This is a genomic window from Micromonospora sp. CNZ297, assembly GCF_007827625.1.
Window position 1 is genome coordinate 277117 of the sequence record NZ_VISU01000003.1, and the last position, 16567, is coordinate 293683.

Annotated in this window: 13 protein-coding genes; 8 read left to right on the forward strand and 5 right to left on the reverse strand. The window is 73.0% G+C overall.

All coding sequences use genetic code 11. The annotated features are described in order from the left end of the window. Position 1: 1 nt before the first annotated feature. Positions 2-2149 carry a 3-hydroxyacyl-CoA dehydrogenase NAD-binding domain-containing protein gene (locus tag FB454_RS07565; RefSeq protein ID WP_145822705.1) on the reverse strand — a complete coding sequence of 716 codons (2148 nt, stop codon included), beginning with the start codon at positions 2147-2149 and terminating at the stop codon, positions 2-4. 9 nt (positions 2150-2158) lie between these two features. Further along, on the reverse strand, positions 2159-3373 hold the full coding sequence (locus tag FB454_RS07570) for an acetyl-CoA C-acetyltransferase (protein WP_013285318.1): 1215 nt from the start codon (positions 3371-3373) through the stop codon (positions 2159-2161). A 162-nt stretch (positions 3374-3535) separates the two neighbouring features. Between FB454_RS07570 and FB454_RS07575 the strand changes: the two genes are divergently transcribed. Both FB454_RS07575 and FB454_RS07580 read left to right on the forward strand, forming a co-directional pair. Further along, complete coding sequence (locus tag FB454_RS07575; RefSeq protein ID WP_030270417.1) at positions 3536-4744, forward strand: TetR/AcrR family transcriptional regulator; 1209 nt, start codon at positions 3536-3538, stop codon at positions 4742-4744. A gap of 63 nt (positions 4745-4807) precedes the next feature. Further along, positions 4808-6001, forward strand: a complete 1194-nt coding sequence (locus FB454_RS07580; RefSeq protein ID WP_232236646.1) for a TetR/AcrR family transcriptional regulator — start codon at positions 4808-4810, stop codon at positions 5999-6001. Positions 6002-6013: 12 nt separating this feature from the next. Here FB454_RS07580 and FB454_RS07585 read toward each other — a convergent pair whose 3' ends face one another. Next, positions 6014-7231, reverse strand: coding sequence for an oxygenase MpaB family protein (locus FB454_RS07585; RefSeq protein WP_030270420.1), 1218 nt, complete (start codon positions 7229-7231; stop codon positions 6014-6016). Positions 7232-7383: 152 nt separating this feature from the next. On the opposite strand from FB454_RS07585, the gene FB454_RS07590 reads away from it, so the two are divergent. Further along, positions 7384-8355, forward strand: coding sequence for an oxygenase MpaB family protein (locus FB454_RS07590; RefSeq protein ID WP_145822706.1), 972 nt, complete (start codon positions 7384-7386; stop codon positions 8353-8355). On the opposite strand, the gene FB454_RS07595 is transcribed toward FB454_RS07590, so the two are convergent. Beyond that, on the reverse strand, positions 8263-10125 hold the full coding sequence (locus tag FB454_RS07595; RefSeq protein WP_145822707.1) for an AMP-dependent synthetase/ligase: 1863 nt from the start codon (positions 10123-10125) through the stop codon (positions 8263-8265). The two genes, FB454_RS07590 and FB454_RS07595, sit on opposite strands and share 93 nt — an antisense overlap. A 204-nt stretch (positions 10126-10329) precedes the next feature. Next, positions 10330-11097: an SDR family NAD(P)-dependent oxidoreductase gene (locus FB454_RS07600; protein WP_013285312.1), complete on the reverse strand. Its 768-nt coding sequence runs from the start codon at positions 11095-11097 to the stop codon at positions 10330-10332. 137 nt (positions 11098-11234) lie between these two features. On the opposite strand from FB454_RS07600, the gene FB454_RS07605 reads away from it, so the two are divergent. The 5 genes from FB454_RS07605 (at position 11235) to FB454_RS07625 (ending at position 16557) form a co-directional block, all read left to right on the forward strand. Continuing rightward, positions 11235-12458 (forward strand): oxygenase MpaB family protein, encoded by a 1224-nt coding sequence (locus tag FB454_RS07605; RefSeq protein ID WP_013285311.1) that lies wholly within the window; start codon positions 11235-11237, stop codon positions 12456-12458. 64 nt (positions 12459-12522) lie between these two features. Further along, positions 12523-13098 (forward strand): hypothetical protein, encoded by a 576-nt coding sequence (locus FB454_RS07610; RefSeq protein WP_013285310.1) that lies wholly within the window; start codon positions 12523-12525, stop codon positions 13096-13098. A 74-nt stretch (positions 13099-13172) separates the two neighbouring features. Next, a complete protein-coding gene (locus FB454_RS07615) occupies positions 13173-14357 on the forward strand; it encodes a zinc-dependent alcohol dehydrogenase (RefSeq protein ID WP_013285309.1) in 1185 nt (394 codons plus the stop codon). Then, positions 14354-15298: an SDR family NAD(P)-dependent oxidoreductase gene (locus FB454_RS07620; RefSeq protein WP_145822708.1), complete on the forward strand. Its 945-nt coding sequence runs from the start codon at positions 14354-14356 to the stop codon at positions 15296-15298. The genes FB454_RS07615 and FB454_RS07620 overlap by 4 nt, the downstream gene beginning before the upstream one ends. 113 nt (positions 15299-15411) lie before the next feature. Further along, positions 15412-16557: an MBL fold metallo-hydrolase gene (locus FB454_RS07625; RefSeq protein ID WP_145822709.1), complete on the forward strand. Its 1146-nt coding sequence runs from the start codon at positions 15412-15414 to the stop codon at positions 16555-16557. Positions 16558-16567 lie beyond the last annotated feature (10 nt).

Genomic DNA, 16567 nt, shown 5'->3' on the forward strand with positions numbered 1-16567 from the left:
GCTACTCGAACCGTTCGCCCCGCTCGGCCATGGCCGTCAGCAACGGCGGCGGGTCGAACCGCTCGCCGTAGCGCTCTGCGAGCACCCGGGCGCGGGCCACGAAGCCCGGCAGCCCGCCGTCGTACTGGTTGACGTACTGCAGGACGCCACCGGTCCAGCTCGGGTAGCCGATGCCCAGGATCGAGCCGACGTTGGCGTCGGCCACCGAGGTCAGCACGCCCTCGTCCAGGCACCGCACCGACTCGATCGCCTCGATGAAGAGCATCCGCTCCTTGAGGTCCTCGAAGGGCGTGTCCAGGTTCGTGCCGCCGAACTGCTCCCGCAGCCCCGGCCACAGCCCGGCCCGTTTCCCGTCGCGGTAGTCGTAGAAGCCGGCACCGCCGGAGCGTCCGGTCCGGCCGCACTCGTCGATCATCCGGTCGATCACCGCGTCGGCGGCGTGCGGCTGCCAGGTGCCCCCGGCGGCCACTGTCGCGGCGGCCGTCTCCTGGCGGATCTTCCGGGGCAGGGTGAGGGTCAGCTCGTCCATCAGCGCGAGGACCGGCGCGGGATAGCCGGCCTGGCTGCTGGCCTGCTCGACGGTCGCCGCCGGGATGCCCTCGGCCAGCATCGCCACGCCCTCGTTGGTGAACGTGCCGATGACCCGGCTGGTGAAGAAGCCCCGGCTGTCGTTGACCACGATCGGCGTCTTGCGCAACTGGCGGACGACGCCCAGCGCGCGGCCCAGCGTGGCCTCGTCGGTCCGCTCCCCGCGGATCACCTCGACCAGCGGCATCTTGTCCACCGGGGAGAAGAAGTGCAGCCCGACGAACTCCTCCGGCCGGCTGACGCCCTCGGCCAGCAACGTGATGGGCAGCGTGGAGGTGTTGGAGGCGATGAGCGCGTCCGGCGCGACCTGCTCGATCTCGGCGTACACCTTGTGCTTGAGCGCCGGGTCCTCGAAGACCGCCTCGATGGCGAGGTCGACGCCGGCCAGGTCGGCGAGGTCGCCGGTGGCGTGGATGCGGCCCAGGATCTCGTCGCGCTTCTCCGGCGTGGACCGGCCCCGCGCGACCGCCTTGTCGAGCAGGCCCGCCGAGTACGCCTTGCCTCGCGCCGCACCCTCGGCGGTGACGTCCTTGAGCACCACCCGCATCCCGGCGCGGGCGCAGACGTACGCGATGGCGGCGCCCATCATGCCCGCGCCGACGACGGCGACGCTGCGTACCGGCTCGTGGTCGCCACCGGCGGTGCGGGACCGGGCGGTCTGGAGGTCGAAGAAGAGCGCCTTGATCATGTTCTTGGCGACCTGGCCGGTCGCCAGCTCGGTGAAGTACCGCCCCTCGATGACGAACGCTGTGTCCAGGTCCACCTGGGCGCCCTCGACGGCGGCGGCGAGGATGTTGCGGGGCGCCGGGTAGGGCGCGCCCTTGAGCTGCTTGCGCAGCAGCGCGGGCATGGCCGGCAACTGCACCGCGAGGCCAGGGCTGGACGGGGTGCCGCCGGGCATCCGGTAGTCCTTGCGGTCGTACGGCTGGGTCGCGTCCGGGTGGGCGGCGATCCACTCACGGGCGGCGGCCATCAGGGCGTCCCGGTCGGCGGCCAACTCGTCGACCAGCCCGTGCGCGAGCGCGTCCTGCGGCCGGCGGCGCTGGCCGCGCAGCAGCCAGTCGGTCAGCGCGGCGGTGACGCCGAGCAGCCGGACGGTACGCACCACGCCGCCGCAGCCGGGCAGCAGGCCGAGCGTGACCTCGGGAAAGCCGATCTCGATGGCCGGGTCGTCGAGCACGATGCGGTGGTGGCAGCCCAGGGCCAGTTCCAGTCCGCCGCCGAGGGCCGATCCGTTGACGGCGGCGACGACCGGCCGGCCGAGCGTCTCCAGCCGGCGTACGGCCTGCTTGAGCGCGGCCGCGTCGGCCGCTGACGCCTCGGCGTCGGCGGGCGTGAGCCGCACCAGGGTCTCCAGGTCGCCGCCGGCGAAGAACGTCTTCTTGGCCGAGGTGACGATCACGCCGGTGATCCGGTCACGCTCGGCTTCGAGCCGGTCCACGGTCGCCGCCAGGCTCGCGCCGAACTCCGCGTTCATCACGTTCGCCGAACGGCCGGGGTGGTCGAGGGTGAGCAGCACGATGCCGTCGTCGCCGTGCTCCCACCGGATGGTGTTTGCCATTCGTGCTCCTCAGATTCGTTCGATCACGGTCGCGATGCCCATGCCGCCGCCCGCGCAGAGCGTGGCCAGGCCGTAGCGGCCGCCGCGTCGTTCCAGTTCGTCGACGAGCGTGCCGAGGATCATGGCGCCGGTCGCGCCGAGCGGGTGGCCCATCGCGATCGCCCCGCCGTTGGCGTTGACGATGTCCGGGTTCAGGCCGAGGTCGGCGACGAACCGTAGGACCACCGCGGCGAACGCCTCGTTGATCTCCACCAGGTCGAGGTCGTCGACGCCGAGACCGGCCTTCGCGAGCGCCTTGCGGGCGGCCGGGGCCGGGCCGGTGAGCATGATGGTGGGGTCGGCGCCGCTGAGCGCTGTGGCCACGACGCGGGCGCGCGGGGTGAGACCGGCGGCGGCGCCTGCCGCCTCGCTGCCGATCGCGACGAGCGCGGCGCCGTCGACGATGCCGGAGGAGTTGCCCGCCGTGTGGACGTGCTCGATGCGCTCGACCCAGTGGTACTTCTGCAACGCGACCGCGTCGAAGCCCGCCTTCTCACCGATCTCGGCGAACGAGGGGCGCAGCGCGCCGAGGCTCTCCGCCGTCGAGTCGGCCCGGATGTGCTCGTCCCGGTCCAGCACGGTCAGCCCGTTACGGTCGCGTACCGGCACCACGGACCGGGCGAAGTAGCCGTTGGCCCACGCCTTCGCGGCCCGCGCCTGCGACTGGAGCGCGTACGCGTCGACCGTCTCCCGGTCGAAGCCGGCGATGGTGGCGATGAGGTCGGCGCTGATGCCCTGCGGCACGAACCCGGTGGTGAAGTTGACCTCCGGGTCGAGCGCCCACGCCCCGCCGTCGGAGCCCATCGGCACCCTCGACATCGACTCGACGCCACCGGCCAGGACGAGATCCTCCCAGCCGGAGCGCACCTTCTGCGCGGCGATGTTCACCGCCTCCAGCCCGGAGGCGCAGAAGCGGTTGAGCTGGACGCCGGCCACCGTGTCGGGCAGGCCGGCGGCGACGGCGGCGGTCCGGGCGATGTCGGCGCCCTGGTCGCCGAGCGGGGACACCACCCCGAGCACGATGTCGTCGATCAGCGCCGGATCGAGGCCGGGCATCCGCCGCAGGGTCTCCTCGATCAGGCCGGTGATCAGCGAAACCGGCTTCACCCCGTACAGCGATCCGGTCGGCTTGCCCCGCCCGCGCGGCGTGCGCAACGCGTCGTAGATGAACGCATCGGTCGTCATGCCAAGCTCCTCATTGCTCACCCGCATGCGAATTTCGCCTAACTTTTCTTGAGCCTGCCGCCGCTTGTCAAGACGCGTTCCGCGCTGTCCGGCTCCGACCCCGCCGGGGAAACGGCCGAGGGGCGTCACCGGATGTACGCGAGGGGGCGCTAACGTGTAGCTGTGCGACAAGCAGCCAGCGACACCGCCCCGGCACCGGTCAGACGGCCCAAGGACCGCAAGGCCCGGATCGCGCTCGCCGGGGCCGAGTTGTTCTGCGAGCGGGGCTACCACGGCGTCTCGGTGGACGAGATCGCCGCCGCCGTCGGCATCAGCGGGCCGGCCGTCTACCGGCACTTCCCGAACAAGTACGCGATCCTGGTGCACGCCACCCGGGAGGTCGTCGGCGCCCTGCTCGCCGCGACCGGACAGCCGGCGGCGAGTAACGCCGACGAGCTGCTCGACGAACTGCTGCGCGCGCTCGCCGAGGTCGCGGTGAGCAGGCGGCGGGTGGCCGGGCTGTACCAGTGGGAGGGCCGCTACCTGACGCCCGAGCACCGGCAGGAGTTCGCCGTCTCGATGGCCACGCTCGTCGGCCGCGTCGCCGCGCCGCTGCGCGAGTTGCGTCCCGAGCTGACCACCGCGCAGGCCGACCTGCTGGTGAATGCGGCGCTGAGCGCGTTCGGCAGCGTGACCACGTACCGGGCCGCGGCCACCGGCGCCGACACCGAGCACCTGCTCACCCGGGTCGCCTGGACGCTGCTGCGGACCGACGCGCCGACGGTGCCGCTCCGGCGGCGTACCGCGCCGCAGGACATGCCCGCCACCGGGCCGGTGCGTCCGGCGTCGCGGCGCGAACTGCTGCTCATCGAGGCGATGCGCCTGTTCCACAGGCACGGCTACCACGCAGTCGCGGTCGAGGACATCGGCCGCGCCGCGGGCATGCAGGCGTCCAGCGTGTACCGCTACTTCCCCGGCAAGGCCGACCTGCTCGCGGCCGCCTACTACCGGGCCACCGACCGGCTCACCGGGGCCACCACCGCGGCGATCGCCGAGGCGAGCGACCCGGCCGACGCGCTGCACCGGGTGGTGCGCGCCTACGTCGACTTCGCGTTCGGCCAGAGCGACCTGGTCGCGGTGTACCTGGCGGAGAACAACAACCTGCCGGACCGGGACCGCCACCAGTTGCGCGGCGCGCAGCGGCTGCACGTCGAGGAGTGGGTGGGCCTGGTCCGGGCGGTACGACCGGACCTGCCGGCCGCCGACGCCCGCGTGCTCGTCCACGCCGCGCTGAACGTCGTCACCGACGTCGGGCGGCTCGGCCGCTTCGACCGCACCGCCGGCTACGACGATCAGACCGCCCGGCTCACGCTCGCCGTCCTGCACGCCTGACCGGCGTCACCGCGAGCGCGCGGGCGGCGTGAGGCGCTGTGGTTGACTGACACCCATGGTCCCGTGCCCGTCCGCGTCCGCCCGGACGATCCGGTGACCACCGGGCCGGCCGCGGCCACCCGGCCCCGCAACCGCAGACAGGTCATCGTCGAGTCGGCCGGGCAGGTGTTCAGCGAGCGCGGCTACCACGGCGCGTCCATGGAGGAGATCGCCGCGGCGGTCGGGATCAGCGCGCCCGCGCTGTACCGCCACTTCCCGAACAAGTACGCGTTGTTCGCCGAGTGCGCCAACGTCATGGTGGACAACCTGGTCGGGGCCATCGACGAGTGGCCGCCGGACGCGGCGCTGGCCGACGTGCTGCTGGCCCTCACCCGGGTCACCGTCGCGCACCGCGCCTCCGGCGGCCTCTACCGGTGGGAGGCCCGCTACCTCGGCCGCGCGGACCGCCACCTGCTCCGCGCGAAGTTCGGCCACGTCGTGGGCCGGGTGACCGAGATGGTACGGCGGGAGTACCCGCTGCCCGACGAGCGCCTGCGGGCGGTGGCCGCGCTCGGTGTGATCGGTTCGGTCACCATGCACCACACCTCGATCGCCCAGCGCCGGATCGAGGATCTGGTGCTGCGGTCCGCGATGCGGGTGGTGGCCACCGATCCGGCCACCGCTGCCGGGACGGCGCGGCTGGTCGAGCTGCCCGCCCAGCCGGTGCCCCGGACGCGGCGTGCGGAGATCCTGGCCGCGGCCGTACCGCTGTTCGCCCGGGACGGGTTCGCCACAGTCACCAACGCGCAGATCGCCCAGGCGGTGGGGCTCGCACCGTCCGCGATCTACCGCCACTATCCCGGCAAGGTGGACATCCTCGTGGCCGCCTGCCTCCAGGCGGCGGAACTGCTCGCCCAGGCGGTGGACCGCAGCCTCCAGCGGGCGGCCGACCCACGGCAGGCGGTGGTCGCGCTGGCGGCGGCGTACGTGGCCTACTGCTTCGAGCACAACACCCTCAACAGCGTCGCCGAGGCGGAGGTGGCCGGCCTGCCGGACGACGTACGGCGTCCCCTCATCCTCGCCCAGCGGGAGCACATCGCGGTCTGGGAGCAGCAGTTGCGCGCGGTCCGGCCGGACCTGGACCGGCGGCAGGCCCGGCTGCTCGTGCACGCCGGGTTCGGCGTGGCGGTGGAGGCCGGGCGCGCCCTGCGCTGGCAGGACTCGCCCGGCCACCGGGACGCGGTCACCGCGCTGGTCACCGGCGCCCTGACGCTCTGAACCGGCACGGACTCAGGTGCCCGGCCGGTTCATGACCGGAATCGTGATCGGGGTGTGCGACGCGGACGAGCCGTTGTTGAGGAACAGCATCGCCAGCCCGCGGATGAACCTGTCGAACAGGCCGAACGTCTCCGGCATGAGCGGCGAGAGCCCTTCGCGGAACATCACGTACGTCGGCCAGCCGGCCTCGATCACGCCCCGGGAGATGTAGTCGCGGGGCAGCCGCAGCCAGTCGCCGATCCGGTCGGTGAGCACGTAGCGCGCGAACTCCCGCTGGAACCCCCGGGTGACGCCCAGGTCCACCGAGGACGTCAGGTTCAGCAGGATGTCGGCCAGATCGATGCCCTCGGGTGTCGGCGCGAGCAGCGGGGACAGCGCGTACCGGGACTGCTCCTCGGCGGCGGCCCAGCTGTTCGGGATGAACTCGTCGCGCACGCCGAGCAGGTGCAGCGCGACCTGCCACATGTGCAGGTAGGCCTCCTCCTCCGCGGCCGACATCCGCAGTCCCCAGCGACGCCAGTCGAGCAGCTTGCGGTGCACGTACGTGCCGAGGCTGTGGAAGGTGATGAGGATGTCGCCGTTGCTGATCGGGATCGGGTGGTCGGTGACGCCGCGCCACGGCGCGGACTGCGGCAGCAGGTGCCGCACGGCAGCGTGGGTGAGGCGCGTCTTGTGCGAGGTGACCACGAAGCTGCCGGTGGCCTTGAACGCGTCGGGGGCGCTCAGGTCGTACCCGTAGGTGAAGGTCTTCGCGGCGCGCGACTTCATGTCCGCGCCGCCCTCGGACCAGTAGACGTTGCGGGCCTCGCGCGGGATCACCGTGCTCATGATCCCGCTGCCCAGGCCGTAGAGCAGGAACAGGTACATGCTCATGCGCTTGTTGAACTGGGCGGCGCGGTCCAGCTTGGCCTGGTCGGCCCAGGACGGCAGCGTGTTGACCCGCCGCAGGTAGGTGGTGAGCGCCGGGGGCAGGCCGACGGGCAGCGCGTCGCCGTTGCGGATCCAGGACGCGAACGCGGTGTTCACCGCCGGGATCTGACCGGCGTCCAGCATCGAGGCGACGAGCGGGTCGGTGTCGTCGTCCCAGACGTCCCACGGGTCGGTGACCGTGTCGGTCCCGGCGATCGAGCCGGACGACGACCACGCCCACGCCTTCGGGGCGTCCGCCACCGCTACCAGTCCCAGCGCGGCGCCGAGCGTCAGGACGCTTCGTCTACTGAGATTCTCCATTAGCACCACTTCCCGGTTCGACCGGACATCGCCCTGAACACCGGCCCGTGAGGTGCGCACAAGCAGGTTTCGAGTTATCCGGGGATGTGATTTTCTATTAACATAGAGGAGCTTGACTGCATCGGCAAGGGTGGACGGTGGGGGTGGTGGCGATGGCTCGTGAGGGGCGGTACCGCTGGTTGCGCCGGATCAAGACGCTCGATCCGGTCCGCGACCACCACGAGATCTACCGGCTCTCCGCCGGCTATGAGTTCCCCTTCGACTACCAGCGGGCACTGGAGCTGGCGCTGCTGCGCACGTTCTGCGTGCCGAGCATCTCCGTGCTGCTCGACGCGACCGGCGAGTTCCGGCTGCGGGCGCAGCAGCGCTACGACGACACCGCGCTGCTGATGGCCGAGCTGCTGGAGCACGGGTACGACTCGCCGCGCGGCCGGGAGGCGCTGCGGGTGGTCAACCGGGCGCACGGCCGGTACGCGATCTCGAACGACGACATGCGGTACGTGCTGTCGACGTTCGTCTACGAGCCGATCGACTGGCTGGACCGGTACGGCTGGCGCCCGCTGCACGAGCACGAGCGGCTGGCCGCGTTCCACTACTACCGCGCGGTCGGCGCGCGTATGGGCATCCGCGACGTCCCGGCGGACTTCGACGCGTTCCGGGCGTTCAAGGACGCGTACGAGCGGGACACGTTCCGCCGTACGCCGAGCAACGAGCGGGTCGCGGCGTACACGCTGGACCTGTTCGCGTCCTGGTACCCGGCGCCACTGCGCCCGGCCGCGCGGCTCGCGGTGCGCGCGCTGCTGCCGCCCGAGATGCGGGCCGCCTTCGGGCTGCCGGCCGCGCCGCGACCGCTGACCGCGCTGGTCGGCGGCGCGCTGCGCGCCCGGGCCGCCGTGGTGCGGCTGCTGCCCGCGCGGACCGTGAGCCGGCTGACCCGCGCGCCACGCAACCGCACCTATCCCGGCTACCCGCGGGGGTACCGGCCCGCCGACCTCGGCGCGCCGCCACCCCCGCCCGGCATCGACCCGGCGCTACTCCGTGACGGGCTCCGCCACCGCGTCGCCCGGCCGGTAGAGGGCGTCGATCCGGTCGCCGTACCTGTCGACGATGACCCGGCGCCGTAGCTTCAACGTCGGGGTCAGCTCGCCCGACTCCGGCGTCCACGCCGACGGCAGCACCTGGAACGTCTTGACCTGCTCCGGCCGGGCGAGGCGCGCGTTCGCCGCGTCCACCGCGGCCTGGATCTCGGCCAGCAGCACCGGGTCCGAGGCCAGCGTGGGCAGCTGCGGGTCGCTGACGCCGTGCGTGCGCGCCCACTGCGGCGCGACCTCCTCGTCCAGCACGATCAGCGCCGTGACGTACGGCCGCCGGTCGCCGATCGCGACCGCCTGACCGATGAGCGGGTGCGCCCGCAGCAGGTTCTCGATCTGCGCCGGCGAGATGTTCTTCCCGCTGGACGTGATGATGAGTTCCTTCTTGCGGTCGGTGATGGTGAGGAAGCCGTCGTCGTCGAGCGTCCCGACGTCGCCGGTGGCCAGCCAGCCGTCCGCGTCGACGACCGGCTCGACGCCGCCGTCCTCGCGCAGGTAGCCGGAGCACACCAGCGGACCCCGGACGAGGATCTCACCGTCGTCGGCGAGGCGTACCTCCATGCCCACGTTCGGGCGGCCGACCGTCCCGGTGCGGAAGCGGTCGGGGGTGTTGAGGGTGGCGGTGCCGGTGGTCTCGGTCAGACCCCACACCTCCAGCACGTCGACGCCGAGCCCGGCGAGGAACCGCAGCACGTCCACCGGGATCGGGGCGGCGCCGCTGCCGGGCCAGGTCATGTTCTGCAGGCCGAGGGTGGCCTGCAACGGCCGCAGCACGGTGTCTCGGGCCTGCGCCACCCGGGCGGCCAACTCATCCGGCACCGGCTCTCCGGCCGCGCGCAGCTCGTACGCCTCCAGTGTCACAGCGCTCGCGGCGGCGACGGCGGCGCGGACCGCGGGCTCGGCGGTGGCCAGGTGGGCCTGGACGCCGGCGGCCATCTTCTCCCAGACCCGCGGCACCCCGAAGAACGAGGCGGGGCCGACGGTGCGCAGCGCCGCGACGAGCTGCGTGGCGTCGGGGCAGATCGTCACGTGCCCGGCGCGGTAGATCGGGTTGTAGATGCCGAGGAACCGTTCGGCGATGTGCGCGAGCGGCAGGTAGGCCACCGTCGGCGCGTGGTCGGGGACGGACACCATCGCGTCCAGCGCCACCGCCTGGTAGATCACGTTGTGGTGGCTGAGCACGACGCCCTTCGGGTTGCCAGTCGTGCCGGACGTGTAGAGCAGCGTCACCGGCTGCTCGGGCCGGATCGTGCGCCAGCGCCGCTCGAAGGCGTCCGGGTCCGCCTCGCGTGCGGCCCGGCCGAGGGTACGCACGCGCGACAGCGGCACCGCGTCGCCGGCCGGTTCGGCGGGCTCGTCCACCAGCACCACCCGCAGCAGGTCGGGCAGGTCGGCCAGGATCGGCCGCCAGCGCTCCAGTTCGGCCGGCCCTTCCAGCACGAGCACCTGGGCGGCGCTGTGCCGGGCCAGGTAGCGCATCTGCTCGGCGCTGAGCGTCGGGTAGATCGTGGACGGCACCGCGCCCAGGTGGACCGCCGCGAGGTCGACGAGCCAGTGCTCGGTGCGGCTGGACATCATGATCAGCATGTGCCGCCCGGCCTCCAGGCCGATCTCGGCCAGGCCGGCGGACAGCTCGGCGACCTCGTCGCGCAGCTCGGCCCAGGTGCGGGTGTCGTCCCGGCCGAGCGTGGTCAGCGCGGGCCGGTCGGCGTACTCGGTGGCGTTGCGGTGCAGCAGCGCCGGGACGGTCAGGTCGGCGGCTTTCTTGGCGCAGTCCTCGGCGAGGACGTGGGCGGGATCCATGGGCTACTCCTTCACACGCAACCGGGCCTGGTGGTGGCAGGGCTGGCCGCACCCCTCGCCGTGGTGCCCGCGCGGGTTCCGCAGCCGATGGCAGCACTGTAAACGAGGGTTAACTTCCTGGGAAGGAGTGGCCGTGATCTGGCGCGGTATCGCGTCGTGACGGCAACCTGGCGACGAACGCGGACTAACCAAACGGCCCGCCGGTCACTGCGCGGTCCAGCCACCGTCCACGTGCAACACGCTGCCGGTGACGTAGCTCGCGGCGTCCGAGGCCAGGAACAGCACCGCGCCGACCACCTCCTCGGGACGGCCGAACCGGCCCATCGGGATACGGTCGCGCAGCCGCTTCGACCACTGCTCGTGGCCGCGCAACCCTTCGGTCATCGGTGTCTCCAGGTAGCCGGGCGCCACCGCGTTGACGCGCACGCCGACCGCCGCCCACTCCAGCGCCAGCGTGCGGGTGAGCTGCTCGACGCCGCCCTTGCTGGCGCTGTACGCGGCCAGGCGCGGGAAGCCGACCTGACCGTGCACGGAGGACATGTTGACGATGCTGCCCGCGCCCTGCTCGACCATGAGCGCGCCGGCCGCGCGGGCGCAGACGAACACCCCGGACAGGTTGGTGTCGATCACCTGCTGCCAGTCACCGAGGCTGAGCCGCTCGCTGCGGTGCAGCGCCGGGCTGATGCCGGCGTTGTTGACCAGGACGTCGAGCCGCCCCCACCGCCGCCGCGCCAGGGCCACCACGGCGTTCGCGGCCGACTCGTCGGCGACGTCACCGGCGACCACCTCCGCCGTGCCGCCGCCGGCCGTGATCCGGTCGCGCACCTCGTCCAGCGCGTCCGGCCGCCGGGACTGGAGGATCACCGACGCGCCGGCCCGGGCCAGCCCCTCGGCGACCGCCGCGCCGACGCCCTGACTGGCGCCCGTCACCCACGCCACCTTGCCCGACAGCATCCCCTCGACCAGCGCCACCGTGGACTCCCCTCATCGCAAACCATCGACAGTTGTCGTCATGAGCCTTGTGGACACCGTTACCACGTGCTCTCATGTGATACACGGGCGCAACATTCGTTTCACCGTATCAGCGGCCTCGACCCCGAGGAGTGAACGTGGAACCGGTAAGCAGGCGCAAGATGTTGAAGGCCGGTGGGGCACTGGGCGCGCTCGGCGCGCTCAGCGTCGCCGCTCCGGCACAGGCCCGGTCGGCGTGGACCTGGTCTCCGAAGGGATCGGTGGCCGGCGCCGGCGCGGGCGTGGACCCCCGCTGGGTGTGGGACGAGGAGGCCGACCCGCTCGTCGCCTCCCTCCTGGACCGGGGCGAGGCGCCACTGGTCAACCAACTGCTGCGGACGTGGACGAAGAACGGCCAGCCGCTGCCCTCCGGCCTCCCGGCGGACGTCCGCGCGTTCATCGAACGCGCACGGGTGCTGCCGTCCTGGGTGGACCAGGGCAAGCTGGCCACCGCCGTGCGCTTCAACGAGAAGCGCGGGCTCTACCTCGGCGTGCTCTACGGCCTGGCCAGCGGCATGATGAGCACAGTCATCCCCAAGGAGGCGCGCGCCGTCTACTACTCCAAGGGCGGCGCGGACATGAAGGACCGCATCTCCAAGACCGCCAAGCTCGGGTACGACATCGGCACCGCCAACGCGTACCAGCCCGACGGCTCGATGATCGTGACCGCCGTCAAGACCCGGCTCGCGCACGCCGGTGTGCGTCACCTCCTGCCGCAGTCGCCCGAGTGGGCCGACGTCGCGCCCGAGGACATCCCGATCAGCCAGCGGGACATGATGGTCACCTGGCACAGCCTGCCGACCACGGTCATGCGGAAACTGACCGACTGGCGGGTGCCGATCCCCGCCGCCGAGTCGACGGCCTTCCTGCACCTGTGGCAGGTGGCCGCGCACATGCTCGGCATCAGGGACGAGTACATCCCGGCCACCTGGAGCGAGGCGAACTCCCAGGCCGGCGAGGTCCTCGACCCGATCCTCGCGCCCACCCGCGAGGGCAACGCGCTCGCCGACATCCTGCTCGGCCTCGGCAAGGAGATCGACGCCGGGCTGCTCAGCAAGCCCATCCTCGGCTCGTTCACCCGGTTCATGCTCGGCAACCAGATCGCCAACTGGCTGGAGATCCCGCGCGACCTGCTCTGGGACACGCTGCTGCGGACGAGCTGGGGCCCGTTCATCGCGGTCCGGGAGGCGCTGCTGCCGTTCCCGCTCGCACCGGAGTGCTACTGGCTGTTCGACGAGTTCCTGCGCAAGCTCGCCCTGCTGTTCCTGTCCGAGGGGCAGTCCATCAACATCGAGATCCCGCTCGGCAACCGCGAGTTCTGACCACCGCGTCGCAGCCGGGCACCTCCCGTCCCCGGCTGCGACGACGAGCGCCCGGGTGAGCACCATGACCGTGTCCCTCCCTCCGTTCCTGGGGTACGTGCTGGCCGCGCCGGTCCTCGTGGCCGCTGCCGAACTCACCGCCGCGTACCCGGCCGCCGCCCGGACGCCGTCGCCGGACGTGGCCGGGCTGCTCGGACTCGGCGAGATCATGACGGCCACGGCCCTGCCCGGGGCGGCCCTGATCTCCGTCGAGGTCGCCCCGGACGGGACCGTGTCGTTCACGCTGCCGCCGGACCGGTACGACGGCGACACCTCGGCCGCCGAACTGATCGCCGACGGGCTGTCGGTACCGCGCCGGCGCGTCCGTGTGCCACCGCCACGACCGGCAGCCGGCCGGACACGTGGCGCACCCCATCCGGCCGTCGGAACCCGTACCCCGCTCCGGGTCGCCGTGGCGGTGGCCCGACGGCGGCTGCTGGAGGCCGCGTCGGCGACGCTCGGCACGCCCGTCGCCGGCCTGCAGCTCGCGGCCGGCGCCGTCACCGACCGCGCCGGCCGCCGCCTCGACATCGGCGCGCTGGCCGCCACCGCCGCCAGCACCAGCACGATCGCCGTGGCTGTCGACCTCACGCCACGGTGACCGGCGCCGCCGATTCAACGGCCCTCTTCCGGGTAGCAGTCCGATGGACGGCACCGGAGAGGGGACAGACAGGCATGAAGGCACTGACCTGGCACGGCAAGCGGGACGTCCGCGTGGAGGACGTCCCGGACCCCCGGATCGAGGAGCCGACCGACGCGATCGTCCGGATCACCTCGACCGCCATCTGCGGCTCCGACCTGCACCTGTACGAGGTGCTCGGGCCGTACCTGAAGCCCGGCGACATCCTCGGGCACGAGCCGATGGGCGTCGTCGAGGAGGTCGGGCCCGGCGTGACCCGGCTCAAGAAGGGCGACCGGGTGGTCGTCCCGTTCAACATCTCCTGCGGCTCGTGCTGGATGTGCGAGCGGCAGCTCTACGCGCAGTGCGAGACCACGCAGGTGACCAGCCAGGGCAAGGGCGCGTCCCTGTTCGGCTACACCTCGCTGTACGGCTCGATCCCCGGCGGCCAGGCCGAGTACCTGCGCGTGCCGCAGGCCCAGTTCGGCCCGATCACGATCCCGGACAGCGGCCCGGACGAGCGCTGGCTCTACCTCTCCGACATCCTGCCCACCGCCTGGCAGGCGGTGAAGTACGCGGACACCCCGCCCGGCGGCACGCTCGCCGTGTTCGGGCTCGGCCCGGTCGGGCAGTTCAGCGCCCGGATCGGCCGCCACCTCGGCGCCGGCCGGGTGATCGGGCTGGACCTGGTCCCCGAGCGGCTGGAGATGGCCCGCCGCCACGGCATCGAGGTGCTCGACGTCAGCCAGCTCGACGACGTACCCGGCGCGCTCATCGACCTGGTCGACGGACGCGGCCCGGACGCCGTGATCGACGCGGTCGGCATGGAGGCGCACGGCGCGCCGCTGGGCAAGATGGCCCAGACCGCCGCCGGGCTGCTGCCGGACAAGCTGGCCCAGGCGATGACCGACAAGGCCGGCGTGGACCGGCTCGTGGTGCTGCACGCCGCGCTCAAGGCCGTACGGCGTGGCGGCACCGTGTCGATCTCCGGCGTGTACGGCGGCGAGCAGGACCCGATGCCGCTGATGGAGATGTTCGACAGGGGCATCCAGCTGCGCATGGGCCAGTGCCACGTGCGGCGCTGGGTCGACGAGATCATCCCGCTGCTGGAGCGCGACGACGACCCGCTGGGCGTCGAGGACCTGCGGACCCACCGGCTGCCGCTGACCGACGCGCCGCGCGCGTACGAGATGTTCCAGAAGAAGGAGGACGGCTGCGTGAAGGTCGTGCTCGCGCCGTGACCCGGACGGTGGTCGTCACCGGCGCGACCAGCGGGATCGGCCGGGCGACCGCCAGGGAGCTGGCGGGCCGCGGGGACCGGCTGGTCCTCGCGGCCCGCTCCCCCGCCACGCTCGACGAGGTACGCGACGAGTGCCGGGCGGCGGGCGCGCGGGCGATCGCCGTACCGATGGACGTGACCGAGCCCGGCGCGGTGGCCGCGCTCGCCGACGCGGCGCGGGCCGAGTTCGGCCGCGTCGACGCCTGGGTGCACACCGCCGCGGTGATGTCCTACGGCCGCTTCGACGAGACCCCGGCCGAGGTGTTCGAGCAGGTGATCCGCACCGACCTGCTGGCCGCCGCGGCGGTGGCCCGGGAGGCGCTGCGCCGTTTCCGGACCACCGGCGGCGGCACGCTCGTGCTCACCGGCTCGGTGCTCGGGCACATCACCGCGCCCTACATGAGCGGCTACGTCGCTGCCAAGTGGGGTCTGCAAGGGCTGGCCCGCACGCTCCAGCAGGAGGCGCGGGAGACACCCGGCGTCGCGATCTGCCTGGTCAACCCGGGCAGCGTCGACACGCCCGTCTACCGGCAGGCGGCCAACTACCTGGGCCGCGTCGGCCGGCCGCCGCCCCCGATCGCCTCGCCCGAACGGGTGGCGCGGGCCATCGTCCACTGCCTCGACCGGCCCCGCCGGGAGGTGTCGGTGGGCCGGCTCAACGTGGTCATGCGCTTCGGCTTCACAGTCCTGCCCGGCGTGTACGACGTGCTGGTCGGGCCGCTGATGCGCCGGGCCGGACTGACCCGGACGCCGGTCGCCGCGCACCAGGGCATCGTGTTCACGCCCAACCCGGCCGGTGAGGCGGTCCGGGGCGGATGGCTGCCCGACGTGTCCCAGGTGGTCCGGGCCGTGGGCGGACGCGCGGCGACCGTGGCGTCCGCGATACGCCGCCGGCTGCCCTGACGTCCTGTGGGCGGCTGTCGTGCGGGCGGGCCGCCCCGTGGGCGGGCCGTCGCGCGGGCGGACCGGGACGAGGGTCGTTACCGTGTACGACGGGACACGGCGGAGGGACGAGCATGCGGGAACCAACGGGGCGGGAACCGGACCGGACGCGCGGCGGGCGGGTGTGGAAGCTCGCCGGGCTGGCCGCCGTCGCCGGGATGGCCTGGGCGGCGCGGGACGTACCGGCCCAGCTCGGCGGCCGGCTCACCGGCGCCCGGGCGGAACGGGCGGCCCGGTCACCGCGCTTCCGCGACGGCACGTTCCACAACCCGGCCGGCGCCAGCGCCACGATGGTCGCCGACCCGGGCCGCAACCTGCTCCGGGAGCTGGTCTTCGGCAAGCAGAAGCGGCGGCCGGGCAGCCCGGTGCCGCTGCTGCACCCCGGCGCCGCGCCGGCCGGCGACCCGGCCCGCGAGCTGAACGTCGTCTGGTACGGCCACGCCTCCACGCTCGTCGAGATCGAGGGGCACCGGGTGCTGCTCGACCCGGTGTGGAGCGACAGGTGCTCCCCGTCCGGGCTGGTCGGCCCGCGACGCATCCACGAGCCGCCGGTCCGCCTGACCGACCTGCCCCCGCTCGACGCGGTGCTGATCTCGCACGACCACTACGACCACCTCGACATGGAGACCGTCCGCACGCTGGCCGACCTCCAGTCCGCGCCGTTCGTGGTGCCGCTCGGCGTCGGCGCGCACCTGGCCCGCTGGGGCCTACCCGAGCACCGCATCGTCGAGCTGGACTGGTCGGAGAGCCACCGGGCCGGCGGGCTGACACTCACCGCGACCGCCGCGCAGCACTTCTCCGGGCGCGGGCTGCGCCGCGACGGCACGCTCTGGAGTTCCTGGACGATCACCGGTGCGCACCGGAAGGTCTTCTACACCGGCGACTCGGGCTACTTCGACGGGTACGCCGCGATCGGCGCCGAGCACGGCCCGTTCGACGTGACGCTCATGCAGATCGGCGCGTACGACAGGGCGTGGCCGCACATCCACATGTTCCCGGAGGAGGCGGTCGCCGCCCACCTCGACGTGCGCGGCGGACTGCTGGTGCCGGTGCACTGGGGCACGTTCAACCTGGCCCTGCACGACTGGTCCGAGCCGGTGGACCGGCTCTGGGCCGAGGCGAAGGCGCGCGACGTACGGCTGGCCGTGCCGCGTCCCGGCGAGCGGGTCGTGGTGGACGAGCCGCCGGCGGTGGACGGGTGGTGGCAGTCGGTCGCCTGACCCGGCGCGG

Coding starts and splice junctions, on each gene's coding strand:
- FB454_RS07565 (WP_145822705.1), bottom strand. CDS start 2,149: ATGGCAAACACCATCCGGTGGGAGCACGGCGACGACGGCATCGTGCTG.
- FB454_RS07570 (WP_013285318.1), bottom strand. CDS start 3,373: ATGACGACCGATGCGTTCATCTACGACGCGTTGCGCACGCCGCGCGGG.
- FB454_RS07585 (WP_030270420.1), bottom strand. CDS start 7,231: ATGGAGAATCTCAGTAGACGAAGCGTCCTGACGCTCGGCGCCGCGCTG.
- FB454_RS07590 (WP_145822706.1), top strand. CDS start 7,384: ATGGCTCGTGAGGGGCGGTACCGCTGGTTGCGCCGGATCAAGACGCTC.
- FB454_RS07595 (WP_145822707.1), bottom strand. CDS start 10,125: ATGGATCCCGCCCACGTCCTCGCCGAGGACTGCGCCAAGAAAGCCGCC.
- FB454_RS07610 (WP_013285310.1), top strand. CDS start 12,523: ATGACCGTGTCCCTCCCTCCGTTCCTGGGGTACGTGCTGGCCGCGCCG.
- FB454_RS07615 (WP_013285309.1), top strand. CDS start 13,173: ATGAAGGCACTGACCTGGCACGGCAAGCGGGACGTCCGCGTGGAGGAC.
- FB454_RS07625 (WP_145822709.1), top strand. CDS start 15,412: ATGCGGGAACCAACGGGGCGGGAACCGGACCGGACGCGCGGCGGGCGG.